This window comes from Stenotrophomonas sp. 2694, from assembly GCF_040548715.1.
In the GTDB taxonomy this organism is placed as follows: Bacteria; Pseudomonadota; Gammaproteobacteria; order Xanthomonadales; family Xanthomonadaceae; genus Stenotrophomonas; species Stenotrophomonas indicatrix.
Map to the genome: position 1 here is coordinate 53,604 of NZ_JBEPSG010000012.1, position 24,462 is coordinate 78,065.

The 24,462-nt window shown below is 65.9% G+C and carries 20 protein-coding genes; 15 read left to right on the forward strand and 5 right to left on the reverse strand.

Annotation, left to right across the window (positions count from 1 at the left end; all coding sequences use genetic code 11):
* The first annotated feature begins 7 nt into the window (after positions 1 to 7).
* Together ABIA73_RS14650 and galU are read left to right on the forward strand one after the other, a co-directional pair.
* On the forward strand, positions 8 to 1,921 hold the full coding sequence (locus ABIA73_RS14650) for a polysaccharide biosynthesis protein (protein ID WP_025875018.1): 1,914 nt from the start codon (positions 8 to 10) through the stop codon (positions 1,919 to 1,921).
* Positions 1,918 to 2,796: a UTP--glucose-1-phosphate uridylyltransferase GalU gene (gene galU, locus ABIA73_RS14655; RefSeq protein WP_025875017.1), complete on the forward strand. Its 879-nt coding sequence runs from the start codon at positions 1,918 to 1,920 to the stop codon at positions 2,794 to 2,796. Before ABIA73_RS14650 ends, galU begins: the two co-directional genes overlap by 4 nt.
* Positions 2,797 to 3,255: 459 nt before the next feature.
* On the opposite strand, the gene ABIA73_RS14660 is transcribed toward galU, so the two are convergent.
* The 3 genes from ABIA73_RS14660 to ABIA73_RS14670 form a co-directional block, all read right to left on the reverse strand.
* The gene (locus ABIA73_RS14660) at positions 3,256 to 4,464 is read right to left on the reverse strand and encodes an acetyl-CoA C-acyltransferase (RefSeq protein ID WP_025875015.1); all 1,209 of its coding nucleotides are present in this window, start codon (positions 4,462 to 4,464) and stop codon (positions 3,256 to 3,258) included.
* 69 nt (positions 4,465 to 4,533) lie between these two features.
* On the reverse strand, positions 4,534 to 6,906 hold the full coding sequence (locus ABIA73_RS14665; protein ID WP_354275960.1) for a 3-hydroxyacyl-CoA dehydrogenase/enoyl-CoA hydratase family protein: 2,373 nt from the start codon (positions 6,904 to 6,906) through the stop codon (positions 4,534 to 4,536).
* 26 nt (positions 6,907 to 6,932) lie between these two features.
* Positions 6,933 to 7,601 carry a TetR/AcrR family transcriptional regulator gene (locus tag ABIA73_RS14670; RefSeq protein ID WP_025875011.1) on the reverse strand — a complete coding sequence of 223 codons (669 nt, stop codon included), beginning with the start codon at positions 7,599 to 7,601 and terminating at the stop codon, positions 6,933 to 6,935.
* 364 nt (positions 7,602 to 7,965) lie between these two features.
* On the opposite strand from ABIA73_RS14670, the gene ndk reads away from it, so the two are divergent.
* The 7 genes from ndk (at position 7,966) to der (ending at position 14,582) form a co-directional block, all read left to right on the forward strand.
* The gene (ndk, locus tag ABIA73_RS14675; RefSeq protein ID WP_008265389.1) at positions 7,966 to 8,391 is read left to right on the forward strand and encodes a nucleoside-diphosphate kinase; all 426 of its coding nucleotides are present in this window, start codon (positions 7,966 to 7,968) and stop codon (positions 8,389 to 8,391) included.
* Between the two features lie 10 nt (positions 8,392 to 8,401).
* Positions 8,402 to 9,607, forward strand: coding sequence for a dual-specificity RNA methyltransferase RlmN (gene rlmN / locus ABIA73_RS14680; protein WP_032977561.1), 1,206 nt, complete (start codon positions 8,402 to 8,404; stop codon positions 9,605 to 9,607).
* Positions 9,594 to 10,379 carry a type IV pilus biogenesis/stability protein PilW gene (pilW, locus tag ABIA73_RS14685; RefSeq protein WP_033830909.1) on the forward strand — a complete coding sequence of 262 codons (786 nt, stop codon included), beginning with the start codon at positions 9,594 to 9,596 and terminating at the stop codon, positions 10,377 to 10,379. The genes rlmN and pilW overlap by 14 nt, the downstream gene beginning before the upstream one ends.
* Before the next feature lie 18 nt (positions 10,380 to 10,397).
* Entirely contained in the window at positions 10,398 to 11,258 is an 861-nt protein-coding gene (locus tag ABIA73_RS14690) for a helix-turn-helix domain-containing protein (protein ID WP_218789141.1), read from the forward strand.
* Positions 11,259 to 11,322: 64 nt separating this feature from the next.
* Positions 11,323 to 11,961 carry a YfgM family protein gene (locus ABIA73_RS14695; RefSeq protein WP_025874997.1) on the forward strand — a complete coding sequence of 213 codons (639 nt, stop codon included), beginning with the start codon at positions 11,323 to 11,325 and terminating at the stop codon, positions 11,959 to 11,961.
* Positions 11,961 to 13,169, forward strand: coding sequence for an outer membrane protein assembly factor BamB (gene bamB, locus ABIA73_RS14700; protein ID WP_032977555.1), 1,209 nt, complete (start codon positions 11,961 to 11,963; stop codon positions 13,167 to 13,169). Before ABIA73_RS14695 ends, bamB begins: the two co-directional genes overlap by 1 nt.
* A 15-nt stretch (positions 13,170 to 13,184) precedes the next feature.
* On the forward strand, positions 13,185 to 14,582 hold the full coding sequence (der, locus tag ABIA73_RS14705) for a ribosome biogenesis GTPase Der (protein WP_025874993.1): 1,398 nt from the start codon (positions 13,185 to 13,187) through the stop codon (positions 14,580 to 14,582).
* Positions 14,583 to 14,648: 66 nt separating this feature from the next.
* Here the strand turns inward: der and ABIA73_RS14710 are convergent, their stop codons facing one another.
* Positions 14,649 to 15,236, reverse strand: coding sequence for a GNAT family N-acetyltransferase (locus ABIA73_RS14710; RefSeq protein WP_301869237.1), 588 nt, complete (start codon positions 15,234 to 15,236; stop codon positions 14,649 to 14,651).
* Between ABIA73_RS14710 and moeB the strand changes: the two genes are divergently transcribed.
* From moeB to guaA, 6 genes are all read left to right on the forward strand, one after another.
* A complete protein-coding gene (moeB, locus tag ABIA73_RS14715; protein ID WP_354275961.1) occupies positions 15,235 to 16,371 on the forward strand; it encodes a molybdopterin-synthase adenylyltransferase MoeB in 1,137 nt (378 codons plus the stop codon). The genes ABIA73_RS14710 and moeB overlap by 2 nt on opposite strands.
* A 238-nt stretch (positions 16,372 to 16,609) precedes the next feature.
* On the forward strand, positions 16,610 to 18,445 hold the full coding sequence (locus ABIA73_RS14720; protein ID WP_059063917.1) for a monovalent cation:proton antiporter-2 (CPA2) family protein: 1,836 nt from the start codon (positions 16,610 to 16,612) through the stop codon (positions 18,443 to 18,445).
* 219 nt (positions 18,446 to 18,664) lie between these two features.
* On the forward strand, positions 18,665 to 19,543 hold the full coding sequence (folD, locus tag ABIA73_RS14725) for a bifunctional methylenetetrahydrofolate dehydrogenase/methenyltetrahydrofolate cyclohydrolase FolD (RefSeq protein ID WP_025874985.1): 879 nt from the start codon (positions 18,665 to 18,667) through the stop codon (positions 19,541 to 19,543).
* Positions 19,544 to 19,764: 221 nt separating this feature from the next.
* Positions 19,765 to 21,222 (forward strand): IMP dehydrogenase, encoded by a 1,458-nt coding sequence (guaB, locus tag ABIA73_RS14730; RefSeq protein ID WP_032976170.1) that lies wholly within the window; start codon positions 19,765 to 19,767, stop codon positions 21,220 to 21,222.
* On the forward strand, positions 21,222 to 21,872 hold the full coding sequence (locus ABIA73_RS14735) for a hypothetical protein (protein WP_354275962.1): 651 nt from the start codon (positions 21,222 to 21,224) through the stop codon (positions 21,870 to 21,872). Before guaB ends, ABIA73_RS14735 begins: the two co-directional genes overlap by 1 nt.
* Complete coding sequence (gene guaA / locus ABIA73_RS14740) at positions 21,856 to 23,421, forward strand: glutamine-hydrolyzing GMP synthase (RefSeq protein WP_046982889.1); 1,566 nt, start codon at positions 21,856 to 21,858, stop codon at positions 23,419 to 23,421. The genes ABIA73_RS14735 and guaA overlap by 17 nt, the downstream gene beginning before the upstream one ends.
* 80 nt (positions 23,422 to 23,501) lie before the next feature.
* Here the strand turns inward: guaA and ABIA73_RS14745 are convergent, their stop codons facing one another.
* Complete coding sequence (locus ABIA73_RS14745; RefSeq protein WP_354275963.1) at positions 23,502 to 24,428, reverse strand: LysR family transcriptional regulator; 927 nt, start codon at positions 24,426 to 24,428, stop codon at positions 23,502 to 23,504.
* Between the last annotated feature and the right edge of the window lie 34 nt (positions 24,429 to 24,462).

A 24,462-nucleotide genomic window follows, 5' to 3' on the forward strand; every position in this document is an offset into this window, starting at 1 on the left:
TCGATCTATGTCTTCACCCTGGCGGGACAGAATCCTCGGCCTGATGCCGCGTACGGCCATCGTCTGCCACGACTTGTTCATGGTATGGGCCTGTTGGCAGCTGCTGCACGCAGGTCGTTACTCGATTCTGGCCGACGCTCCTGCATTGCCCTTGTGGAACGTGGACACCACGCTGGTACTGGCGCTGCAGGGACTGGTGTTCTGGCGTATCGGCCTCTATCGCGGCCTGTGGCGTTTTGCCAGCGTCAGCGACCTGCTGAACATCTTCAAGGCCAGCTTCATCGGCCTGATCGCCATTGTTCTGGTGCTGGCCTGGAAGCGCTTCAACGGCGTGCCGATGTCGGTGCTGGTGATCTATCCGTTCGCACTGTCGGCACTGCTGGGCGCCCCACGCCTGCTGTACCGGGCATGGAAGGACTATCAGTCGCTGCAGTCCGACTCGAGCGCGCGCCGGGTGCTGATTCTCGGCGCCGGACAGGCCGCCGAGACCCTGGTGCGCGACCTGCGCCGGTCCGGCAATTTCGAGCCGGTCGGCCTGCTCGATGATGCGCCGCACCTGCGAGGGGCCAAGCTGCAGAGCCTGCCAATCCTGGGCACGCTGGACGATGCACCGGCAGTGGCCCGCGAGACCGCAGCCAAGCTGCTGGTGATTGCCATGCCTTCGCTCGATGCCGTCGGCATGCAGCGCGTGGTGGCCATCTGCGAGAGCACCGGCATTCCGTTCCGCACGGTGCCCAAGCTCAGCGACATCCTGCAGGGGCAGTCGCTGCCGGGGCAGCTGAAGGAAGTGGCGATCGAAGATCTGCTCGGCCGCAAGCCGATCATGCCGGACTGGAACCTCATCCGTGGCTGGTTGGGCGGGCGCACGGTGATGGTGACCGGTGCCGGTGGCTCGATCGGGTCCGAGTTGTGCCGCCAGTGCGCGCGCCATGGCGCCGGTCGTATCGTGCTGCTGGAGATCAGTGAGCTGCTGCTGTTGACCATCGAGGGCGAGCTGCGCCGCAGCTTCCCTGATGTCGAGATCGAAGCGGTGCTCGGTGACTGTGGTGATCCTGCAGTGATCCGCCACGCGCTGTCGCTGCACCCGGTCGACACCGCCTTCCATGCGGCTGCCTACAAGCACGTGCCGGTGCTGGAGCGTCAGCTGCGTGAAGCCGTGCGCAACAACATCCTGGCTACCGAGAACGTGGCCCGCGCCTGCCTGGAAGCCCACGTCGAGCACTTTGTATTCATCTCGACCGACAAGGCGGTGGACCCGGTCAATGCGCTGGGCGCCAGCAAGCGCTATGCGGAGATGATCTGCCAGAGCCTGGACCAGAAGTCCACGCACACCCGTTTCGTGACCGTGCGTTTCGGCAACGTGCTGGCGTCGGCCGGCAGCGTGGTGCCGCTGTTCCGCGAGCAGATCCTCAAGGGCGGCCCGGTCACGGTGACAGACCCGGAGGTCAGCCGCTATTTCATGACCATTCCCGAGGCGTGCCAGCTGATCCTGCAGGCGGCCGCGTCGGCGTCGCACGGCGCGATCTACACCCTGGACATGGGCGAGCCCGTGCCGATCCGGGTGTTGGCCGAGCAGATGATCCGCCTGGCGGGAAAGCAGCCCTACAAGGAAATTCCGATCATCTATACCGGCCTGCGCCAGGGCGAGAAGCTGCACGAGACGCTGTTCTATTCCGACGAGGACTACCGGCCGACCGCGCACCCGAAGATCCTCGAGGCCGGCGTCCGTTCGTTCTCGCGGGACATCGTGCTGGGCAACGTGCCGAAGCTGCGCGAGGCCATTGCCCGGTACGACATCGATACGATCCAGGAAATCCTGTTTGCGACCATGCCGGAATTCTCGCCAATCGAACAGGATGCTTACATTTCATCCGCTAAGGTTGTGCCCTTTCCGGCACGTGAGGCCAACAGGCACCAATGAGCAAGCGCATTCGCAAGGCGGTATTCCCGGTAGCGGGTCTGGGCACGCGTTTTCTTCCGGCGACCAAGACGGTGCCGAAGGAGATGCTGCCGATCATCGATCGGCCGCTGATCCAGTACGCCGTGGATGAGGCGATCGAAGCAGGCTGTGACACCCTGGTGTTCATCACCAACCGTTACAAGCACGCCGTCGCCGACTATTTCGACAAGGCCTACGAGCTGGAGCAGAAGCTCGAGCGCGCGGGCAAGCACGAGCAGCTCGAATTGATCCGCCATGTGCTGCCGGAAGGCGTGCGCGCGATCTTCGTCACCCAGGCCGAGGCTCTGGGCCTGGGCCATGCGGTGCTGTGCGCCAAGGCGGTCATCGGTGACGAGCCGTTCGCCGTGCTGCTGCCCGACGATCTGATCTGGAACCGCGGCGCGGGTGCGCTGAAGCAGATGGCCGACCTCAACGAGGCCAGCGGTGCCAGCGTCATCGCCGTGGAGGACGTGCCCCACGACAAGACGGCCAGTTACGGCATCGTCGCCACCGAGGCGTTCGACGGCCGCAAGGGGCGTATCTCGCAGATCGTGGAGAAGCCCAAGCCGGAAGACGCACCGAGTGACCTGGCAGTGGTGGGGCGCTACGTGTTGAGCCCGAAGATTTTCGAGCTGCTCGAGCAGACCCGCACCGGTGCCGGTGGCGAGATCCAGCTGACCGATGCGATCGCCGAACTGCTGAAGACCGACGAGGTCGATGCCTATCGTTTCGAGGGCACCCGTTTCGACTGCGGCACCCACCTGGGGCTGGTCGAGGCGACGATCCGCTTCGCGCTGGACAACCCGAAGCTGGCCGGCCCGGCGCGCGAGAAGCTGGCGGCGATGCTGGCGGAGTAAGGGTTTTCAAGCGCTCCGTTCGCGGCGCCTTGATTGATACGTGATGGGCGGGATGGGTGGGCCTTCGCAGGACACGCTGTAAACCCGTCCATGGGGGCTCGATGGCGCCATCCATGGCGCCAACGGTCCTGCAAAGGCCCACCCATCCCCCCAGCTTGGTTTCCTGCGGGCGCGGACGGGAAGGGCGGAATCAAGAGCAGGGCAGAAACGAAAAAGGCAGCCGATGGCTGCCTTTTTTCGTTTTCGGAGCATCCACGCATGGCGTGGATCTACTGCTCTTGCCTCTTCTTATCCCACCGCCGCGGGGAGGCTGGAAGGGCCGGGTTGGCAGGGCTGCCCGGGACCGTTGGCGCCATGGATGGCGCCATCGAGCCCCCATGGATGGGTTCACGGCGTGTCCCGGGTAGCCCTGCCAACCCGGCCCACGCCTTGAAGCCCAACGAGGCAACGCCTTGAACCCTACAGCGCCTCGAAAATGCCCGCCGCACCCATGCCGGTGCCGATGCACATCGTCACCATGCCGTACTTCTGCTGGCGACGGCGCAGGCCGTGCAGCAGGGTCGCGGTACGGATCGCGCCGGTCGCACCCAGCGGATGGCCCAGCGCGATCGCGCCGCCCAGCGGATTGACCTTGCTCGGGTCCAGGCCGCAATCGCGGATCACCGCCAGCGACTGTGCCGCGAATGCTTCGTTGAGCTCGATCCAGTCCAGCTGGTCCTGGGTCAGGCCGGCCTGCTTCAGTGCCTTCGGAATCGCGGCGATCGGGCCGATGCCCATCACTTCCGGGCGCACACCAGCCACCGAGAAGCTGACGAAGCGGGCCAGCGGGGTCAGGCCGTAATCCTTGATCGCCTGTTCCGACGCCAGCAGCACTGCGCCGGCGCCATCGCTCATCTGCGAGGAGTTGCCGGCAGTGACGGTGCCGCCGAACTGGCCGTTGCGGAACACCGGGCGCAGCTTGGCCAGGCCTTCAGCGGAGGAATCCGGACGCGGGCCTTCGTCGGTGTCGGCCACCTTGTTGCGGGTGATGATGCGCTTGCCGTCGGCCAGATCGGGCTGGTGCGAGACGATCTCGTACGGGCTGATCTCGTCCTTGAAGTCACCATTCTGGATGGCGGCCATGGCCTTCTGGTGCGAGGCCAGGGCGAACGCGTCCTGTTCTTCGCGCGAGACCTTCCACTCTTCAGCGACCTTCTCGGCGGTGATGCCCATGCCGTAGGCGATGGCGACGTGGTCGTTGTCGAACACGCTCGGGGCCATCGCGATCTTGTTGCCCATCATCGGCACCATCGACATCGATTCGGTGCCGCCGGCCAGCATCAGGTCGGCGTTGCCAAGGCGGATCGCGTCGGCCGCCTGCGCCACGGCCTGCAGGCCGGAGGAGCAGAAGCGGTTCACGGTCTGCGCGGCAATGGTGTTCGGCAGGCCGGCCAGCAGCACGCCGATGCGGGCTACGTTCATGCCCTGCTCGGCTTCGGGCATCGCGCAGCCGATGATCGCGTCATCGATGCGGTTGACGTCCACGCCTGGCGCCTGCGCCACGACGCTGCGCAGCACGTGGGCGAGCATGTCGTCGGGGCGGGTGTTGCGGAACATGCCCTTGGGCGCCTTGCCAACCGGGGTGCGGGTGGCGGCGACGATGTAGGCGTCCTGGATTTGCTTGGTCATTGCAGTGATCTCTTGAATAGGGGTTGGAAGAGGTTGCCGGCCAGCGGCCGGCACTACCGATGTCTTCCGTCAGTTCCGCAGCGGCTTGCCGGTCTTGAGCATGTGCGCGATGCGGGCCTGGGTCTTTTCCTGCTGGGCCAGTTCGACGAAGTGCTTGCGCTCCAGGGTCAGCAGCCACTCTTCGTCGACCAGGGTGCCGCGGTCGACCTTGCCGCCGCACAGCACGGTGGCGATGCGCTCGGCGATCTCGTAGTCGTACGGGCTGATGAAGCGGCCTTCCAGCATGTTGACCAGCATCATCTTGAAGGTGGCGATGCCGACGTCGCCGGCCACCTGGATACGGCGTGCCGGCAGCGGCGGACGGTAGCCCGCTTCGGCCAGGGCGCGTGCTTCGGCCTTGGCGATGTACAGGGCCTCGTAGCTGTTGAACACCACCTTGTCGGTGCTGCGCAGCAGGCCCAGTTCCTTGGCGTTGACCGCCGAGTTGGACACCTTGGCCATCGCCACGGTCTCGAAGGTCTTCTTCAGTTCGGCGAACACGTCACCGCCCGGGCCGGCGGCCTGCGATGCGCGCACCGCCAGTTCCTTCAGGCCGCCACCGGCTGGCAGCAGGCCGACGCCGGCCTCGACCAGACCGATGTAGCTTTCCAGGAAGGCCACGGTCTTGGCGCTGTGCATCTGGAACTCGCAACCGCCACCCAGGGCCAGGCCACGCACGGCAGCCACCACCGGCACCAGCGAGTACTTGATGCGCTGGCTGGTGCGCTGGAAGTTGTGCACCATCGCTTCGAACTGATCGACCTTGCCGGCCTGCAGCAGGCCGAGGGCGCCAGCCAGGTCGGCACCGGCGGAGAAGGGCTCCTTCTGCTGCCAGATCACCAGGCCCTGGAAGTCCTTCTCGGCGCGGGTGACGCATTCCTGCAGGCCATCCAGCACATGGTCGGACACGGTGTTCATCTTGGTCTTGAAGCTGACCACGGCGATGCCATCGCCGTCGTGCCACATGCGCAGGCCGTCATTCTCGAACACGCTCTCGCCCGGCGCGAACTTCTCACCCAGCAGCGGATCGGGGAAGCGCTGGCGCTGGTACACCGGCAGCGACGAACGCGGCAGCTTGGCGTTGCGCGACGGGCTGTAGCTGCCCTCGGCGGCATGCACGCCGTCACGGCCGTCAAATACCCAATCCGGCAGCGGGGCGTTGCTCATGCTCTTGCCAGCGACGATGTCATCGGCGATCCACTGCGCGACCTGCTTCCAGCCGGCGGCCTGCCAGGTTTCGAACGGGCCCAGCGACCAGCCGTAGCCCCAGCGGATGGCCAGGTCGACGTCGCGCGCGGTCTCGGCGATGTCGGCCAGGTGGTAGGCGCTGTAGTGGAACAGGTCGCGGAAGGTCGCCCACAGGAACTGCGCCTGCGGGTGTTGGCTCTCGCGCAGCTTGGCGAACTTCTCGGCCGGGTTCTTGATCTTCAGGATCTCGACCACTTCCGGCGCAGCGGCGCGGTCAGCCGGACGGTAGTCCTGCTTTTCCAGGTCCAGCACCACGATGTCCTTGCCGACCTTGCGGAAGATGCCGGCGCCGGTCTTCTGGCCCAGCGCGCCCTTGGCGATCAGCGCATCCAGCCACTTCGGCGACTTGAAGAACTCATGCCACGGGTCGTTGGGCAGGGTATCGCCCATGGTCTTGATGACGTGGGCCATGGTGTCCAGGCCGACCACGTCGGAGGTGCGGTAGGTGGCGGACTTCGGGCGGCCGACCAGCGGGCCGGTCAGGCCGTCCACTTCGTCGAAGCCGAGGCCGAATTCCTGGGTGTGGTGGATGGTGGACAGGATCGAGAACACGCCGATGCGGTTGCCGATGAAGTTCGGGGTGTCCTTGGCGTACACCACGCCCTTGCCCAGGGTGGTGACCAGGAACGCTTCCAGGCCTTCCAGCACGCTGGCGTCGGTAGTGGTGGCCGGGATCAGCTCGGCCAGGTGCATGTAGCGCGGCGGGTTGAAGAAATGCACGCCGCAGAAACGGTGGCGCAGCTGTTCGGGCAGCACGTCGGCCAGCTTGTTGATGCCCAGGCCCGAGGTGTTGGAGGCCAGCACGGCGTGGTCGGCCACGAACGGGGCGATCTTCTTGTACAGGTCCTGCTTCCAGTCCATGCGCTCGGCGATCGCCTCGATGATCAGGTCGCAGTCCTTCAGCTGCTCCAGGCCGGTCTCGTAGTTGGCCGGGGTGATGGCTTCGGCCAGCGACTTGCTGGCCAGCGGCGCCGGGCTCAGCTTGCCGAGGTTGGCGATCGACTTCAGCACGATGCCATCGGCCGGACCTTCCTTGGCAGGCAGGTCGAACAGCACGGTGTCGACGCCGGCATTGGTGAGGTGGGCGGCGATCTGGGCACCCATGACGCCGGCACCCAGCACGGCGGCGCGGCGGACTAGCAGGGAATTGGACATGGTGTAGGGCCTTTGTTGGTCAGCAGTTACTGGGTGGAATCAATGGAGGCGGGCAGGGCGCTGCCGCTGCGGGCGGCGGCACGGAATCCGGCCTCGGCGAAATGGATCAGTTCATGGGCGGCATGGGCACGATGCGCCGTTTCGGTGACACCGGCAGGTCGCTTGATCAGCCCGAAATCGGCCATGGCATAGGTCAGCGAGCCAGCGAGGAAATCCAGGCGCCAATAGAGCTCTTCCTTGCTCAGGCCGGGCACGCAGGTGGCGATCGCTTTGCCGAACTCACGCAGCACGTGGCCGTAGTGGTCGGACAGGAACTTGCGCAGGTTGTCGTTCTTTTCAGCGTAGGCACGGGCGATCACGCGGACGAAGGCACCGCCGTTCTGGCGGTCCTGGGCCAGCGCCAGGGCCGGCTCGACGAAGGCGGCGAGCACCGGCCGCAGTTGCCCGGGGTGTTCGTTGCGGGCACGCTCGAGCTGGGCCAGGCGGGCGCCGGTCATCTCGTCCATGCGGCGGCGGAACACCTCGTTGACCAGGTTTTCCTTGGAGCCGAAGTGGTAGTTGACCGCAGCGATGTTGACGTCTGCCTGGCTGGTGACTTGGCGCAGCGAGGTGCCGGCAAAGCCGTGCTGGGCGAACAGCTCCTCGGCGGCGCCGAGGATCCGGTCCTTGGTCGAGAAGTGGGCGGGCTTGGCCATCGGGCGGGCGGACCTTAATCAAACGATTGTTTGATACTAGAACCAGACGGTACCGTATGGCATTTTGCAGTGCAGCAAAAATGCTCGGGCTGGTCAGAATCCGCTCAGGTGGGTGAATGGGGTGGTGGCTGGGGTCGGATCCCCCCCTGGGGCTCGGACCTCGGTGCTGGCCCCGTAATGGGGTCAGAGCCCCTGCGGGGATCCGACCCCTGCGGCCAATGCCGGCCAGCGGGCGGCACTACCACCCTGCCGCGTTATCTTTTACAATCCGCGCACGTTTATCAGGCTAAGCCCGCGTTTCGACGCGGCTTTTTTTTTGTTACCCTTCGGGCCATCAGCGGCCCGATTCCATTGGAGACATCCCATGGCGCTGGAGCGCACCCTTTCGATCATCAAGCCGGACGCCGTTGCCAAGAACGTCATCGGCGAAATCTACGCCCGCTTCGAAAAGGCCGGCCTGAAGGTCGTGGCCGCCAAGTACAAGCAGCTGTCGCGTCGTGAAGCCGAAGGCTTCTACGCCGTGCACCGCGAGCGTCCGTTCTTCAACGCACTGGTGGAGTTCATGATCTCCGGCCCGGTGATGATCCAGGCCCTGGAAGGCGAGAACGCCGTCCTGGCCCACCGCGACCTGCTGGGCGCCACCAACCCGAAGGAAGCCGCTGCGGGCACCATCCGCGCCGACTTCGCCGAATCCATCGATGCCAATGCCGCCCACGGCTCGGACTCGGTCGAGAATGCCGCGATTGAAATCGCGTACTTCTTCGCCGCCACCGAAGTCGTCTCGCGCTGAGAGTAATGCCGTGAACGAGGTCGTACAGAAAATCGCCATCCAGCCGCTGCCGAAGTCGGCACCCACGGCTGGCAAGCAGAACCTGCTCGACCTCGATCGCGCGGGCCTGGAGAAGTTTTTCGTCGAGGTTCTCGGCGAGAAGAAGTTCCGCGCCCATCAGGTGATGAAGTGGATCCACCATCGCTACGTCACCGAGTTCGATGAGATGACCGACCTCGGCAAGGTTCTGCGCGCCAAGCTGCAGGAGCATGCCGAGGTCCTCGTCCCGAACATCATCTTCGACAAGCCCTCCGCCGACGGCACCCACAAGTGGCTGCTGGCGATGGGCGTGGATGGCAAGAATGCCATCGAGACCGTGTACATCCCCGACAAGACCCGCGGCACGCTGTGCGTGTCCTCGCAGGTCGGTTGTGGCCTGAACTGCACGTTCTGCTCCACCGCCACCCAGGGCTTCAACCGCAACCTGACCACCGCCGAGATCATCGGCCAGGTGTGGATCGCGGCGCGCCACCTGGGCAACGTGCCGCACCAGATGCGCCGCCTCACCAACGTGGTGATGATGGGCATGGGCGAGCCGTTGATGAATTTCGACAACGTCGTGCGTGCCATGAGCGTGATGCGCGACGATCTGGGCTACGGCCTGGCCAACAAGCGCGTGACCCTGTCGACCTCCGGCCTGGTGCCGCAGATCGACCGCCTGTCCACCGAAAGCGACGTGTCGCTGGCGGTGTCGCTGCATGCGCCGAACGACGAGCTGCGCGAGACCCTCGTGCCGCTCAACAAGAAGTACCCGATCGCCGAGCTGATGGCTTCGTGCGCACGCTACCTGCGCGCCAACAAGCGCCGCGAATCGGTCACCTTCGAATACACCCTGATGAAGGGCATCAACGACCAGCCCGAGCACGCCCGCCAGTTGGCGCGGCTGATGCACCAGTTCGACAACGCGGTGCAGGCCAGGGACTCGGGCAAGGTCAACCTGATCCCGTTCAACCCGTTCCCGGGTACCCGCTACGAGCGTTCCGAAGAAGCGCATATCCGCGCCTTCCAGAAGATCCTGCTCGACAGCAACGTGCTGACCATGGTGCGCCGCACCCGTGGCGACGATATCGACGCCGCCTGTGGCCAGCTCAAGGGCCAGGTGATGGATCGCACGCGCCGCCAGGCTGAGTTCAACAAGACACTGCAGGCAGGGAAGGGGAGCGATGCCGCGGCCTGATCGCTTCTGGCTGGCACTGCTTGCAGGCGTGCTGGCCCTCTCGGTCACCGCTTGCAAGTCGCAACCCAAAGCCAAGCTGGGCCCCAGCCAGGCGACGGTCTATTCGGTCCGCGACCCTGAAGGTGTTCGCCGGCAGGTCCGCGCCGCGGATCTGCTCGCCTTGGCCGCCCGCGACATGCAGAGCGGCAACCTCGATGCGGCCGAGCGCAAGACGCGCGATGCGATCAAGCTGGCGCCTGCCGACCCCGATGCACTGGTGCTGCTGGCCGGCATCGATGATCAGCGTGGCCGCACCCGACAGGCCGGGGAAGGTTTCCGCAGGGCCGCCGAACTGGCGCCGCAGCGGGGGGACGTGCTCAACAATTATGGTGCCTGGCTGTGCCAGAACGGACAGGCTGCCGAGTCACTGGCCTGGTTCGATCGTGCGCTGCAGGCGCGCAGCTACACCACGCCGGCCGAGGCGCAGGCCAACGGCGGCAGCTGTGCGTTGGATGCCGGGCAGCTTGATCGCGCCGAACGCAACCTGCGTGCCGCCCTGTCCCAAGTGCCTGGCAACCCGGTCGCGCTGGAGGCGATGGCCCAGCTGAGCTTCCGTCGTGGCCAGTTCATGGAGGCCCGCGCCTTCGCCGAACGTAGGATTGCGGCTGCACCGGCCACGCGTTCCGTGTTACAACTTGCGTCTCAAATCGAGGCGCGGCTGGGTGATCAGGCAGCATCTGATCGCTATCTTCAGCGGATTCGACAGGAATTTCCGCAGGACGCGGGCTCCTAACTCCAGGGTTGATGCATTGTGATTGATGACCAGACTGTGAGCGATCTCGAGACTGTGGCCGGCTGCGGCACCCGCCTGCGCCAGGCCCGCGAGGCCGCCGGACTGACCCTTGAAGACGTCGGCCAGCGCCTGCGCATGCCGGTTCAAGTGGTGAGGTCGCTCGAGCAGGAGCAGTGGCAGAAGCTCGGCGCGCCGGTGTTCGTGCGCGGCCAGCTGCGCAGCTATGCCCGCCTGCTCGGCGTCGACGTCAGCGAACTGCTGGAACAGGCCCAGGTTGGCCCGGTGGTTCCGCCGACCCTGGTCAGCCACACCCATACCCCGCGTGCGCGCCGGATCGCCGAGAATCTCGGCCGCCGTGCGCTGTATGTCGGCATTACCGCCGTGCTGGCGGTCCCGGTCTGGTTCGCCACCCGGGGCCACTTCGATGGCACCGCACCTTCGCCGAACACCGCCTCGCTGGATGTGATCCCGGCCGCCGTACCGGTTACCCCGGCCGGTCCCGGGTCCGCCGCCGCGGCGCCCGCCGAAGTGGCGGCCGCGCCTGTCACCAAGCCGACTGCTACCCCCTACGTTGCCTCGCTGGCCCCGGTGCCACGCGCTGCGCCGGCTGCTGCGGCCAACCTGGACATGCAGTTCAGCGGCGACAGCTGGGTCGATATTGCCGGTCCGGATGGCGGCAACGTCGAGAAGGCGTTGATCAAGGCGGGCGAGACCCGCAGCTTCACCCCCGGCCAGGTGGCCCGGGTCACCCTGGGCAACGCCTCGGCGGTCCAGGTTCAGCAGAATGGCGCTATCGTCGATCTGACGCCCTATCAGCGAGCCAACGTGGCACGCTTTCAGGTATCCTCTGAAGGCTCCGTTGTCCCGGTTTCACACTGAGGCGCGGTTTCACCACCTTCGATAATCCCAATGGTCCCTCCCGATGGGCGGGGCGAGAGTACGCATGGCGATCGACGACCTGCTCGACGAGCACGAACAAAGTGAACGCGTCCGCAGCTGGCTGCGGAAGAATGGTGCCAGCATCCTCGGTGGCGTAGTCATCGCCATCGGTGCCATTGCCGGCTGGCAGTGGTACCAGAAGGATCAGGGCGGCAAGCTGGCCTCGGCCAATGTCGAGTACCAGAAGGCCCTGGTGGGTCTGCAGCAGAACAAGCTCGATGACGCGGCGAAGGCGGTCAAGGCGCTGGAGGCTGGCCCGTCCAGCATCTACGGCGACCTGGCTGCGCTGCAGCTGGCCAAGGCCCAGGTCGATGCCGGCAAGAATGAAGAGGCGCTGGCCACCCTGCGCGCGGTGAAGGTCGAAGGCGACCTGCAGCGCGTGGTCGACCAGCGCGTGGCACGCCTGCTGGTGGCTACCGGCAAGGGCGATGAAGCGATCAAGCTGCTGGGCAGCGCCACCGACAGCAGCAGCCTGGAAATCCATGGCGATGCGCTGATGGCGCAGGGCAAGCGTGACGCGGCCCGCGAACAGTATGAGAAGGCGCTGAAGACGCTGGACGTGGCAGCGCCGCAGCGGCGACTGCTGGAAACCAAGGTTATGGACGCCGGCGGCACCGTCGCCGCCCCTGCGGAGTCGGTTTGATGAGTCAGAAGGTCATGATCACGCGCGTCGCCACCGTACTCCTGCTTGGTATGGCGCTGTCCGGTTGCAGCACCATGAAGGGCTGGTTCGCCGGCAAGGACGCAGCAGCGAAGAAGGCACAGGAACCGGCGGAACTGGTGAAGTTCGAGCCGACCCTGAAGGTCAACAAGGCCTGGTCGGTCAACCTGGGCAAGGGCGAGCGCCGCATCGGCGTGCGCCAGGGCCCGGCAGTGGCCAATGGCCACGTGTTCGCCGCGGCGATCACCGGTGGCGTGCACGCCATCGACCTGCAGACCGGCAAGAAGGTCTGGACCTGGGAGCCGAAGAAGGAAAAGAAGAAGGCCAAGCTGCGGCTGTCCGGTGGTCCGGGCGTCGGCGAGAACCTGGTGGTCATCGGTACCCTCGATGGCCAGGTGATCGCGCTGGACATCAACGATGGCAGCGAGAAGTGGCGCGCACGCGTGCCCAACGAAGTGATCGCCGCGCCGGCCATTGCCCAGGGCATGGTCTTCGTGCGCAGCAATGACGGTCGCGTCACCGCGTTCGATGCCGGCAACGGCACCCAGAAGTGGTTCAACCCCAGCGAGCTGCCGGCGCTGACCGTGCGTGGCAACGCGCCGGTGGTGGCCGGTCCGGGCGTGCTGTTCATCGGCAAGGACGAGGGCAGCGTGTCTGCGCTGGCCATGCAGGACGGCCGCACGCTGTGGGACCAGAACGTGGGTACCGGCGAAGGCCGTACCGAGCTGGACCGCATGGCCGACGTCGATGGCGCCCCGGTGCTCGACGGCAACACGCTGTTCGTGAGCAGCTTCAAGAACCAGACCATGGCCATCGAAGGCCCGACCGGTCGCCCGCTGTGGGCGCGTGACCACGGCGGTGCCGGCGGTGTGGCGGTGTCTTCGGGCAATGTTTTCGTTACCGACAACAAGGGCGGCGTGTTCGGCCTGGACAAGGCCAGCGGCGCGGCGATGTGGTCGCAGACCGCACTGGCCCGGCGCTCGCTGACCGGTCCGGCGCTGCACGGCGACTACGTGGTGGTCGGTGACTACAAGGGATACCTGCATTGGCTGCAGGCCTCCGATGGCGCGATGGCGGCGCGGGCGAAAAGCGGCGGTGATGCGCTTCTGGCCCAGCCAATCGTCGTCGATGGAGTGCTGCTGGTGCAGAACGTTGATGGCAAGCTGACCGCATTCCGGTTGGCAAATTAATACGGAGTAATCGCGATGCTGCCTTTGGTCGCCCTGGTTGGACGGCCGAATGTCGGCAAGTCGACCATATTCAATGCACTGACCCGTACACGTGACGCCCTGGTCCATGACCAGCCCGGCGTCACCCGGGACCGCAACTATGGCGTCTGCCGGCTTGACGAGGACAACCATTTCCTCGTCGTCGATACCGGCGGCATCGCAGAGGAAGAAGAAGGCCTGGCTGGTGCTACCACGCGCCAGGCCCGCGCTGCCGCTGGCGAAGCTGACCTGATCCTGTTTGTCGTCGATGCCCGCGAGGGCACCTCGGCGATGGACGATGAGATCCTGGCCTGGCTGCGCAAGCTGTCGCGCCCGACGCTGCTGCTGATCAACAAGATCGACGGCACCGACGAGGACACCGTGCGTTCGGAGTTCGCCCGTTACGGCTTCAGCGAGATGCTGACCGTGTCGGCTGCCCACCGCCAGGGCCTGGACGACCTGCTTGACGAGGTCATCCAGCGCCTGCCGGAAGAGGGCAGCGGCGAAGAGCTGGACAATGATCCGAACCGCGTGCGCATCGCCTTCGTCGGCCGCCCCAACGTGGGCAAGTCGACCCTGGTCAACCGCATCCTCGGCGAAGAGCGCATGATCGCCTCGGACGTGCCGGGCACCACCCGCGATTCGATCTCGGTGGACCTGGAGCGCGACGGCCGCGAGTACCGCCTGATCGACACCGCCGGCCTGCGTCGCCGTTCGCGCGTGGACGAGGTCGTCGAGAAGTTCTCGGTGGTCAAGACCATGCAGTCGATCGAGCAGTGCCAGGTGGCCGTGCTGATGCTCGACGCCACCGAAGGCGTGACAGACCAGGACGCCACCGTGCTCGGCGCCGTGCTGGATGCCGGCCGCGCGCTGGTGATCGCGATCAACAAGTGGGACGGCCTGACCGACTACCAGCGTGAGCAGGCCGAAACGATGCTGTCGCTGCGCCTGGGCTTCGTGCCGTGGGCCGAATCGGTGCGCATCTCGGCCAAGCATGGCTCGGGCCTGCGCGAGCTGTTCCGTGCGGTGCACCGTGCGCACGAATCGGCGAACAAGACCTTCACCACCAGCGAAGTGAACAAGGCGCTGGAAGTGGCCTACGAGACCAACCCGCCGCCGACCATCCGCGGCCACGTCTCCAAGCTGCGTTACGTGCACCCGGCCGGCGCCAACCCGCCGACCTTCATCGTGCACGGCACCCGCCTGAAGGAACTGCAGGAGTCGTACAAGCGCTACCTGGAGAATTTCTTCCGCAAGCGCTTCAAGCTGATCGGAACGCCGGTGCAGTTCATCTTCCGCGAGGGTGCCAACCCGTACGAAGGCAAGAAGAACGTGCTGACCGAACGGCAGGTCAAGGCCAAGCGGCGCTTGATGAAGCACGTCAAGGGCAAGTGATTCACGAGAGGCGGCCGCAGGGCCGCCTTTCTCGTTTGCGGTAGTGCCGGCCGCTGGCCGGCAACCTCAGCCAGGCAGCCCCGGCACCGGAATCCGATAGACCACCGACGCAAACTTCGCGCTCTGCTCGGTGCCGACCACCTGGCCGCCCAGTGCTTCGGCAATCCGCCGGCTGGCCACGTTGTCCACCGCCACCGGGTAGCGATAGGCGACCGCAGCGAGCCGTTCCGCGCACCAGTGCACGACGGCGCGCACTGCCTCGCGGCCGTAGCCCTGTCCGTGCTCGCGCTCGCTTATCCAGATGCCAAGCTCGGGTTCGCCCTCGGTAGCGCGGTGCACGGCGGCGATGCCCACAAAGCGTCCGTCCTGCAGATGCCGGATCACGAACGTGTATTCCGCGCCTTCCTCGATCAGGCGCAGCCATTCCTGGCCGATCTTTTCGAATGCCGCAAAAGAGTCCGGCGGATCGAATGCCATGAAGCGGGTCAGCGTTGGCGTGATGCCGGCGAAGACCTCGGGGCCGTCGGCGCATGAGAACGGCCGGAGCACCAGGTGCTCGGTCTGTACGGGATTGATCGATGGTTTCACCGGCCAGAGGGTCCTACGCGCCGTCGGCTCCGTCAACATGGGGCCCGGCTCTACAATGGACGCCATGAGCATTCCAGAGCTTTCCCCCGAGCGGGCGCGCGCGCGCGTGGCCCATGGTGCGGTGCTGATCGACGTGCGCGAGGCGCATGAGCGGGCCGGCGGCATGGCCGAGGGCGCGCGTGGCGTGGCCAAGGATGAACTTCTGGCCGACCCCGCCGCGCACCTGCCTGTGCCGGAACAGGAAATCCTGCTGATCTGCCAGAGCGGCAAGCGCTCGGCTGATGCAGCGCAGGCGCTGCTGGATGCGGGCTACACGAACGTGAGCTCCGTTGCGGGCGGCACCGTGGCCTGGCGCGAGCAGGCGCTGCCGCTGGTGCAGCCACTGAGCAGTGCCGCCGACCGCGATTTCTATGACCGCTATTCGCGCCACCTGCTGCTGCCGCAGGTGGGCGAGGCTGGTCAGCGCCGCCTGCAGCAGGCGCGGGTGCTGGTGCTGGGCGCGGGCGGCCTGGGCGCGCCGGCCGGCTTCTACCTGGCGGCCGCCGGGGTAGGGCACCTGCGTTTTGCCGACCACGACCGTGTCGAGCGCAGCAACCTGCACCGGCAGATCGTGCATACCGAGGCCAGCGTCGGCCAGCTGAAGGTTGATTCGGCACGTGAGCGGCTGCTGGCGTTGAACCCGTCCATCGAGGTCGAGGCCGTGCCCGAGCGGGTCACCTCGGAGAACGTGGACCGCCTGCTGCAGGACGTTGACGTGGTGCTGGATGGTTCGGACAACTTCCCGTTGCGCTACCTGCTCAACGATGCCTGCATCAAGCACGCCACGCCGATGGTCTACGCCGCCATCGAGCGCTTCGATGGCCAGGTGAGCGTGTTCGATGCCGGCCGCCAGCGCGGCGAGGCGCCGTGCTACCGCTGCCTGTTCCCGGAGCCGCCGCCGCCGGAATTCGCGCCCAACTGTTCCGAGGCCGGCGTGCTGGGCGTGCTGCCTGGCCTGGCAGGTGTGCTGCAAGCCACCGAGGTGCTGAAGCTGCTGCTGGGCATCGGCGAACCGTTGGTGGGCCGCCTGCTGCGCTTTGACGCGCTGGGCATGCGCTTCCGCGAGACCCGCATCGGCCCCGACCCGCAGTGCGCGGTGTGCGCGCCGGGCGTGCCGTTCCCGGGGTATATCGATTACGCCGCGTTCTGTCGGGGCGGGTGAGGGAGGGGGCAGGGCCCTGGTGGATGCCGACCTTGGTCGGCGCTTGTGCCAACCAAGGTTGGCGCCTACCGAATCGGGTTGGCACCCACCGAGGGGGCGCACGGTTTCGGGATGATGCCCAGGGCCACTCCCGCCATCGTTCCATCTCCAAGACAATAAAACGCAACACACGTGCTATTGCCGTCATCGGTGTTGCTCTATCGTTGAGGCCGATTTCGATTTCCGGGGAACCCACCGCATGGCGGTAGAAGCAGCGACCAGCGAGCTGGTCAAGGTCGTCGCCCTGTTGGGCGCAGCGGTGGTAATGGTGCCGCTGTTCCGTCGGCTCGGCCTGGGCTCGGTGCTGGGCTACTTCGCCGCCGGCCTGGCGATCGGCCCGTTCGGGCTGGGCTGGTTCTCCGACCCGCAGGCGATCCTGCATACCGCCGAACTCGGCGTGGTCATGTTCCTGTTCGTCATCGGCCTGGAAATGCGGCCCTCGCACCTGTGGAGCCTGCGCAAGGAAATCTTCGGGCTGGGCACGCTGCAGATCGTCACCTGCGCGCTGGTGCTGACCAGCATCGCCAAGCTGTTCGGGCTGCCGTGGCAGATCGCTTTCATCGGCGCCACCGGTTTCGTGCTCACCTCCACCGCAGTGGTGATGCAGCTGCTGGCCGAGCGCGGCGACATCGCGCTGCCATCGGGGCAGAAGATCGTCTCGATCCTGCTGTTCGAAGACCTGCTGATCGTGCCGTTGCTGGCGCTGGTCGCGTGGATGGCGCCGGCTGCCGGCAGTGCCGATGGCGAGGGCTCGCGCTGGATGTCGGTGGCGATCGGCGTGGGCGCCATCGTCGGCCTGGTGCTGGTGGGCCGCTTCCTGCTCAATCCGCTGTTCCGCGTGCTGGCCGAATCGAAAGCGCGCGAAGTGATGACCGCTGCCGCGCTGCTGGTGGTGCTGGGCGCGGCGCTGCTGATGCAGCTGTCCGGGTTGTCGATGGCGATGGGCGCGTTCCTGGCCGGCGTGCTGCTGAGCGAATCGACCTTCCGCCACCAGATCGAAGCAGACATCGAACCGTTCCGCGGCATCCTGCTGGGCCTGTTCTTCCTCAGCGTGGGCATGGCGCTGGACCTGGGCGTAGTGGCCGGCAACTGGCCGATGATCCTCGGCCTGGTAGTGGCGCTGATGGCGGCCAAGGCGTTGTGCATCTACGTGGTGGCGCGGTTGATGGGCAGTGACCACGCGCAGGCGCTGGACCGTGGCGTGCTGATGGCGCAGGGCGGCGAGTTCGCCTTCGTGCTGTTCTCGGCCGCAGCCAGTGCCGGGGTGATCAGCCTGGACATCAATGCCAACTTCACCGCCGTGGTGGTGCTGTCGATGGCGCTGACGCCGCTGGTGGTGCTGGTCTACAAGCGCGTGGCGCCGACGCCGACCGTCAGCCTGGAAGGCGTGGATACCGCCGATGGCCTGTCCGGCAGCGTGTTGCTGATCGGCTTCGGCCGCTTCGGCCAGGTGGCCAGCCAGTCGCTGCTGGCCCGCGACGTGGACGTGACCATCATCGACAACGATGTGGAGATGATCCACAACGCCGAGCGCTTCGGTTTCAAGATCTATTACGGCGACGGCACCCGCTTGGACGTGCTGCATGCCTCTGGCGCGGGCAGTGCGCGGGCGATTGCGGTGTGCGTGAACAATGCCGAGGACGCCGACCGCATCGTCGAACTGGTGGCCCATCAGTTCCCGCAAGCCAAGCTGCTGGTGCGCTCGTTCGACCGCGAACATTCGCTGCGGCTGATCCATGCTGGCGTGGATTTCCAGATCCGCGAAACGTTCGAGTCGGCACTGCTGTTCGGGCAGGCGGCACTGGTGGAGCTGGGCGCGGACGAGGATGACGCTCGCGAGATTGCCGAGCAGATCCGCGAGCGCGATGCCGAGCGCTTCGAACTGGAAATGGCCGGTGGCAGCCTGCGCGCCGGAGCGCACATGGTGTTCGGCAGCGCGCTGCCGGGTGTGCCGACGCCGACGCCGTTTACCGCGCCCAAGCGCAAGGCACGCACGCTCAATGCGGATGAAGTGCCGGAAGAAGAAGAGGAATGATCTGAAGCATGGTAGTGCCGGCCGCTGGCCGGCAACTGCACGGTGCTTCCTGCGCTCATGAGGTTGCCGGCCAGCGGCCGGCACTACCGACGTGCGTGCTTGGTCGATGGGGTCAGAGCCCTTTGCCTTTGGCAAAGGGATCCGACCCCGTCCGTGCCGGTGGGCGAGGGGGCGTGAATCGGGGACAATAGCGTCCCCGCCGCCCCACGCCCGCACCCGATGACCGACTCCGCCCCCCAGCTTCCTGCCCGCATCCTCGATGGCCGCCGTATCGCCGAGGACCTGCTCGACAGCCTGAAGGTGCGGGTCGACGCCCGTGTCGCCGCCGGTGGCAGCCGCCCGGGCCTGGCCGTGGTGCTGGTGGGGGGCGACCCGGCTTCGACCGTGTACGTGCGCAACAAGCGCCGTGCGGCCGAGAAGGTCGGCATCGAAGCCTATGACTACGACCTGCCGGCCGGCACCACCGAGGCCGAGCTGCTCGACCTGATCGACCAGCTCAACGCCGACCCGAAGATCAACGGCATCCTGATCCAGCTGCCGCTGCCGGGTATCCCGGATGCGCGCCGGCTGATCCAGCGCATCGACCCGCGCAAGGACGTGGACGGCTTCCATCCGGAAAACGTCGGCCACCTGGCCCTGCGCGAGTTCGGCCTGCGCCCGTGCACCCCGCGTGGCATCACCACGCTGCTGGGCCACACCGACCAACCGGTGCGCGGCCGCAACGCCACCATCGTCGGCGTCAGTAACCACGTCGGCCGGCCGATGGGCCTGGAGCTGCTGATTGCCGGCTGCACCGTGACCAGCTGCCACAAGTTCACCCCCAAGGACGTGCTGGAACAGGCCGTGCGCAACGCCGACATCCTGGTGGTGGCGGTCGGCCGGCCGGACATCGTGCCGGGCGAGTGGGTGAAGCCGGGCGCGGTGGTGATCGACGTGGGCATCAACCGCTTGGATGACGGCCGGTTGGTGGGCGATGTCGGGTTTGAGGCCGCAGCGCAGCGGGCGAGCTGGATCACCCCGGTGCCGGGTGGCGTAGGCCCGATGACCGTGGCCACGCTGATGCAGAACACGTTGGAAGCGGCGGAAGCTGGGGTTTGACGGTAGTGCCGGCCGCTGGCCGGCAACCCGGTATGCCATCCGAAGGTTCATGAGGTTGCCGGCCAGCGGCCGGCACTACCCGCTTCGGTAGGTGCCCTGAACAGATCCCCGCCCGCGCGACACTGTGTCGCAGGATTACCTATTTCCGGTTACCAAAATTACTGTTCTTGGTCGCCAAAACAGGGTAAAATGTCGCGCTTCCCCACATCTCGGGTATGCCGATGCTGCGCATCCAGGCTGAAGCACTCACTTACGACGACGTCTCGCTCGTCCCCGCTCATTCGACCATCCTGCCCAAGGACGTCAACCTCGAAACGCGGTTGACGCGTGACCTGAAGCTCAAGCTTCCGATCCTGTCCGCCGCCATGGATACCGTCACCGAAGCACGCCTGGCCATCGCCATGGCACAGCTGGGTGGCATGGGCATCATCCACAAGAATCTGAGCGTGGAGCAGCAGGCCGCGGAAGTGGCCAAGGTCAAGAAGTTCGAGGCCGGCGTCATCCGCGACCCGATCACCGTCGGCCCGGAAACCACCATCCGCGACGTGCTGGCCCTGACCCAGGCGCACAACATCTCCGGCGTGCCGGTGGTGGGCAGCGACGGCCTGCTGGCCGGCATCGTGACCCATCGCGACATGCGCTTCGAGACCGAGCTGGACGATCCGGTCCGCCACATCATGACCAAGAAGGATCGCCTGATCACGGTCAAGGAAGGCGCCGCGTCGGATGAAGTGCTGCAGCTGCTGCACCGCAACCGCATCGAAAAGGTGCTGGTGGTCAACGATGATTTCGCCCTGCGTGGCCTGATCACCGTCAAGGACATCCAGAAGAACACCGACTTCCCGAACGCTGCCAAGGACATCGCCACCCGCCTGCTGGTCGGCGCGGCCGTTGGCGTGGGCGGCGATACCGATCGCCGCGTGGAAGCGCTGGTCGCTGCCGGCGTGGACGTGATCGTGGTCGATACCGCGCACGGCCATTCGCAGGGCGTGCTGGACCGCGTCAGCTGGGTCAAGAAGAACTTCCCGAACGTGCAGGTCATCGGTGGCAACATCTGCACCGGTGAAGCCGCGCTGGCGCTGCTGGACAGCGGCGCGGACGCAGTGAAGGTGGGCATCGGCCCGGGTTCGATCTGCACCACCCGCGTGGTGGCAGGCGTGGGCGTGCCGCAGATCACCGCGATCGACCTGGTGGCCGAAGCGCTGCAGGACCGCATCCCGCTGATCGCCGACGGTGGCATCCGTTACTCGGGCGACATCGGCAAGGCGCTGGCCGCCGGTGCCTCCACCATCATGATTGGTGGCCTGCTGGCCGGTACCGAGGAATCGCCGGGCGAAACCGAGCTGTTCCAGGGCCGTTCGTACAAGAGCTACCGCGGCATGGGCTCGCTGGCCGCGATGGAGAAGGGGTCCAAGGACCGCTACTTCCAGGACGCCGCCACCGCCGACAAGCTGGTGCCCGAAGGCATTGAAGGCCGCGTGCCGTACCGCGGCCCGGTGGGCGGCATCATCCACCAGCTGATGGGCGGCCTGCGCGCCACCATGGGCTACGTGGGCTGCGCCACCGTCGAGGACATGCGCAGCAAGCCCAAGTTCGTGAAGATCAGCGGCGCCGGCCAGCGCGAGAGCCACGTCCACGACGTGACGATCACCAAAGAGCCGCCGAACTACCGCTCCTGATGACTGCCCGCCTTGGCCTCGTGAGCTACCTCCGCACTGCCGGCCAGCGCGCCGGCCGATACCGTGGCGGGAGCCTGCTTGGCGTGGCCATGCTGGTCGCGGGGTGCTCCGGCGCTGCCGAGCACTCCTCGGCCGAGCTGGCGCCCCCTGCGAACCGGGTGTCCTGTCCGAACCTGACCTTCGACCTGCCACAGGGCTGGCGGCTTGAACCGCAGGGGGCACTGCAATGGCGCCTGGTGCCGCCGCGCGCATCCAGTTTCAACGGCTTGCTGGTTTGCTGGCAGGGTGAATACAGCCCGGAGATTCTGCCGTCACTGCGTGATGAGAGTTATCGCCGGCTGGGCTGGTCGACGCAGCTCCCGCACTTCGAGCGGAGCTTCGGTTACTGGTTCGACGAGAAGCTTGTCGACATGACCGATGCGCGGCTGATCCGCTGCGAAACCAGCAGCGCCGAGACCGAACGGCTGCAGACCTGCATGTGGGGCGATCCCTATCCACGGCGCGAGCAGCGTGCCGATGGCTTCATCGGCGTGCGATGGACCGCGCCGGATCCGGTGGCCGATGAATTGCGGCGTGAGTTGTCCGCCAGCGTGCTGAGCACCTTCTCTGTACTACCCATCCCTGAGCGCCCGAATGACCAACATCCATAACGACAAGATCCTCATCCTCGATTTCGGCGCGCAGTACACGCAGCTGATTGCCCGCCGCATCCGCGAGCTGGGCGTCTACTGCGAAATCTGGGCGTGGGACCACAACCCGGCCGAGATTGCCGGCTTTGGCGCCAAGGGCATCATCCTGTCCGGTGGCCCGGAATCGACCACGCTGCCGGGCGCGCCCGCCGCGCCGCAGGAAGTGTTCGACAGCGGCCTGCCGATCTTCGGCATCTGCTACGGCATGCAGACCCTGGCCGCGCAGCTGGGCGGTGCCACCGAAGCGGCGGACCAGCGCGAATTCGGCCACGCCGAAGTGAACGTGATCAACCCCGATGCGCTGTTCAAGGGCCTGAGCGACCACGGTGGCGAGCCGAAGTTGAACGTCTGGATGAGCCACGGCGACCACGTCTCCGTTGCGCCGCCGGGCTTCACCATCACCGCCACCACCGACCGCATTCCGGTGGCCGCCATGGCCAACGAAGAAAAGCGCTGGTACGGCGTGCAGTTCCACCCGGAAGTGACCCACACCCTGCAGGGCCAGGCGCTGCTGCGCCGCTTCGTGGTGGACGTGTGCGGCTGCCAGACCCTGTGGACCGCCGCCAACATCATCGACGACCAGATCGCCCGCGTGCGCGAACAGGTGGGCGATGACGAAGTGATCCTGGGCCTGTCCGGCGGCGTCGATTCGTCGGTGGTGGCCGCGCTGCTGCACAAGGCCATCGGCGAGAAGCTGACCTGCGTGTTCGTGGATACCGGCCTGCTGCGCTGGCAGGAAGGCGACCAGGTGATGGCGATGTTTGCCGAGCACATGGGCGTGAAGGTCGTTCGCGTAAATGCCGCCGACCGTTACTTCAGCGCGCTGGAAGGCGTGAGCGACCCGGAAGCCAAGCGCAAGATCATCGGCAACCTGTTCGTTGAGATCTTCGACGAAGAGTCGAACAAGCTGAAGAACGCCAAGTGGCTGGCGCAGGGCACCATCTACCCGGACGTGATCGAGTCGGCCGGCAGCAAGACCGGCAAGGCGCACGTGATCAAGAGCCACCACAACGTGGGCGGCCTGCCGGAGCACATGAAGCTGGGCCTGGTGGAGCCGCTGCGCGAGCTGTTCAAGGACGAAGTGCGCCGCCTGGGCGTGGAGCTGGGCCTGCCGCGCACCATGGTCTACCGCCATCCGTTCCCGGGCCCGGGTCTGGGCGTTCGCATCCTGGGCGAAGTGAAGCGCGAATACGCCGAGCTGCTGGCCAAGGCCGATGCCATCTTCATTGATGAGCTGCGCAAGGCCGACCTGTACGACAAGACCAGCCAGGCGTTTGCCGTGTTCCTGCCGGTGAAGTCGGTGGGCGTGGTGGGCGATGCGCGCGCTTACGAGTGGGTGATTGCGTTGCGTGCGGTTGAGACGATTGACTTCATGACGGCGCATTGGGCGCATCTGCCGTATGAGTTCCTGGGTACGGTGAGCAACCGGATCATCAATGAGTTGCGCGGGGTGTCACGGGTTGTCTATGACATCTCGGGGAAGCCGCCGGCGACCATTGAGTGGGAGTGATCCTGCTGGTTGATCGAGGTAAAGGAAAAGAGCGCTTCGGCGCTCTTTTCATTTCTGGACGCACGCTTTGTCGTCTCGTCTTATCGAGTCGGCAAAGGGATGCTGCCGTTCAAGGCTGGAATCCTTGAAAACACGTCAGCCATGAAATCCATGAACACGATGGCCCGCGTGGGAAGCAGCCTATTGGCGACGTAGACCATCTGCACGGGGACAGGGGGAGCCGTATGGTTGCTGAGAATGAACTGCAATCTGCCGCTGTTCAGTCCGTCCTGAAAGAGCCACGCAGGTCCATGTGCTACACCCAGGCCCGCCGCGACCGCTGCACTCACGGCGTCGGGCGAGTTGACCCTGAGCCTGCCGCTGATCGGAATTTCCGCATCCCGGAATCGCCAGGTCGCCCCTGACGACAGCAAGGTGTAGATGATGCAATCGTGGTCGCGTAGATCATCCGGGGTCTGCGGAACTCCACGTTTGGCCAAGTAGTCCTTGCTGGCGACGAAGACCCGCTCATACCATCCAAGAGGCCGCGCGCGCAGGGCGCTGTCCTCCAGCTGTCCTATGCGGATCGCGAGTTCGGTGCCTTCATTGACCAGGTCTACGTATCGATCGTTGAGTTGGAGATCCAGGTTCAATTGAGGGTAGCGCTCCAGAAAGGCCGGCACATGCGGCAGCACAAACGCATGTGCGAGAGCTGTCGGACAGGCTACGCGCAAGAGCCCTGATGGGTCGACGTTGCTCCTGAAGGACGATTCGGATTCATCCACCGCATCCAGGATGCGCCGGATGTCCGCGTAGTAGCGTTCGCCCTCCGGCGTCAAGGACAACTTCCGCGTAGACCGGTGGAGCAAGCGCGTCTGCAGATGATCCTCCAGAGCTGCTACATAGCGGCTCACATTGGGCTGCCCCAACCCTAGATCCCGCCCTGCTGCCGAAAAGCTCCCGGTTTCCACAGCACGCGCAAAGCATGTCATCAAAAGAAATCGGTCCACGGCGCCGCCTCTATTCATGCCTGATCTGCATGAATTATATGCGAACAGACAG

Coding starts and splice junctions, on each gene's coding strand:
- bamB (WP_032977555.1), top strand. CDS start 11,961: ATGAGTCAGAAGGTCATGATCACGCGCGTCGCCACCGTACTCCTGCTT.
- ABIA73_RS14660 (WP_025875015.1), bottom strand. CDS start 4,464: ATGACCAAGCAAATCCAGGACGCCTACATCGTCGCCGCCACCCGCACC.
- ndk (WP_008265389.1), top strand. CDS start 7,966: ATGGCGCTGGAGCGCACCCTTTCGATCATCAAGCCGGACGCCGTTGCC.
- ABIA73_RS14735 (WP_354275962.1), top strand. CDS start 21,222: ATGACTGCCCGCCTTGGCCTCGTGAGCTACCTCCGCACTGCCGGCCAG.
- der (WP_025874993.1), top strand. CDS start 13,185: ATGCTGCCTTTGGTCGCCCTGGTTGGACGGCCGAATGTCGGCAAGTCG.
- galU (WP_025875017.1), top strand. CDS start 1,918: ATGAGCAAGCGCATTCGCAAGGCGGTATTCCCGGTAGCGGGTCTGGGC.
- ABIA73_RS14710 (WP_301869237.1), bottom strand. CDS start 15,236: ATGGCGTCCATTGTAGAGCCGGGCCCCATGTTGACGGAGCCGACGGCG.
- ABIA73_RS14670 (WP_025875011.1), bottom strand. CDS start 7,601: ATGGCCAAGCCCGCCCACTTCTCGACCAAGGACCGGATCCTCGGCGCC.
- ABIA73_RS14665 (WP_354275960.1), bottom strand. CDS start 6,906: ATGTCCAATTCCCTGCTAGTCCGCCGCGCCGCCGTGCTGGGTGCCGGC.
- guaA (WP_046982889.1), top strand. CDS start 21,856: ATGACCAACATCCATAACGACAAGATCCTCATCCTCGATTTCGGCGCG.
- ABIA73_RS14695 (WP_025874997.1), top strand. CDS start 11,323: ATGGCGATCGACGACCTGCTCGACGAGCACGAACAAAGTGAACGCGTC.
- pilW (WP_033830909.1), top strand. CDS start 9,594: ATGCCGCGGCCTGATCGCTTCTGGCTGGCACTGCTTGCAGGCGTGCTG.
- ABIA73_RS14745 (WP_354275963.1), bottom strand. CDS start 24,428: ATGAATAGAGGCGGCGCCGTGGACCGATTTCTTTTGATGACATGCTTT.
- ABIA73_RS14650 (WP_025875018.1), top strand. CDS start 8: ATGTCTTCACCCTGGCGGGACAGAATCCTCGGCCTGATGCCGCGTACG.
- ABIA73_RS14720 (WP_059063917.1), top strand. CDS start 16,610: ATGGCGGTAGAAGCAGCGACCAGCGAGCTGGTCAAGGTCGTCGCCCTG.
- folD (WP_025874985.1), top strand. CDS start 18,665: ATGACCGACTCCGCCCCCCAGCTTCCTGCCCGCATCCTCGATGGCCGC.
- moeB (WP_354275961.1), top strand. CDS start 15,235: ATGAGCATTCCAGAGCTTTCCCCCGAGCGGGCGCGCGCGCGCGTGGCC.
- guaB (WP_032976170.1), top strand. CDS start 19,765: ATGCTGCGCATCCAGGCTGAAGCACTCACTTACGACGACGTCTCGCTC.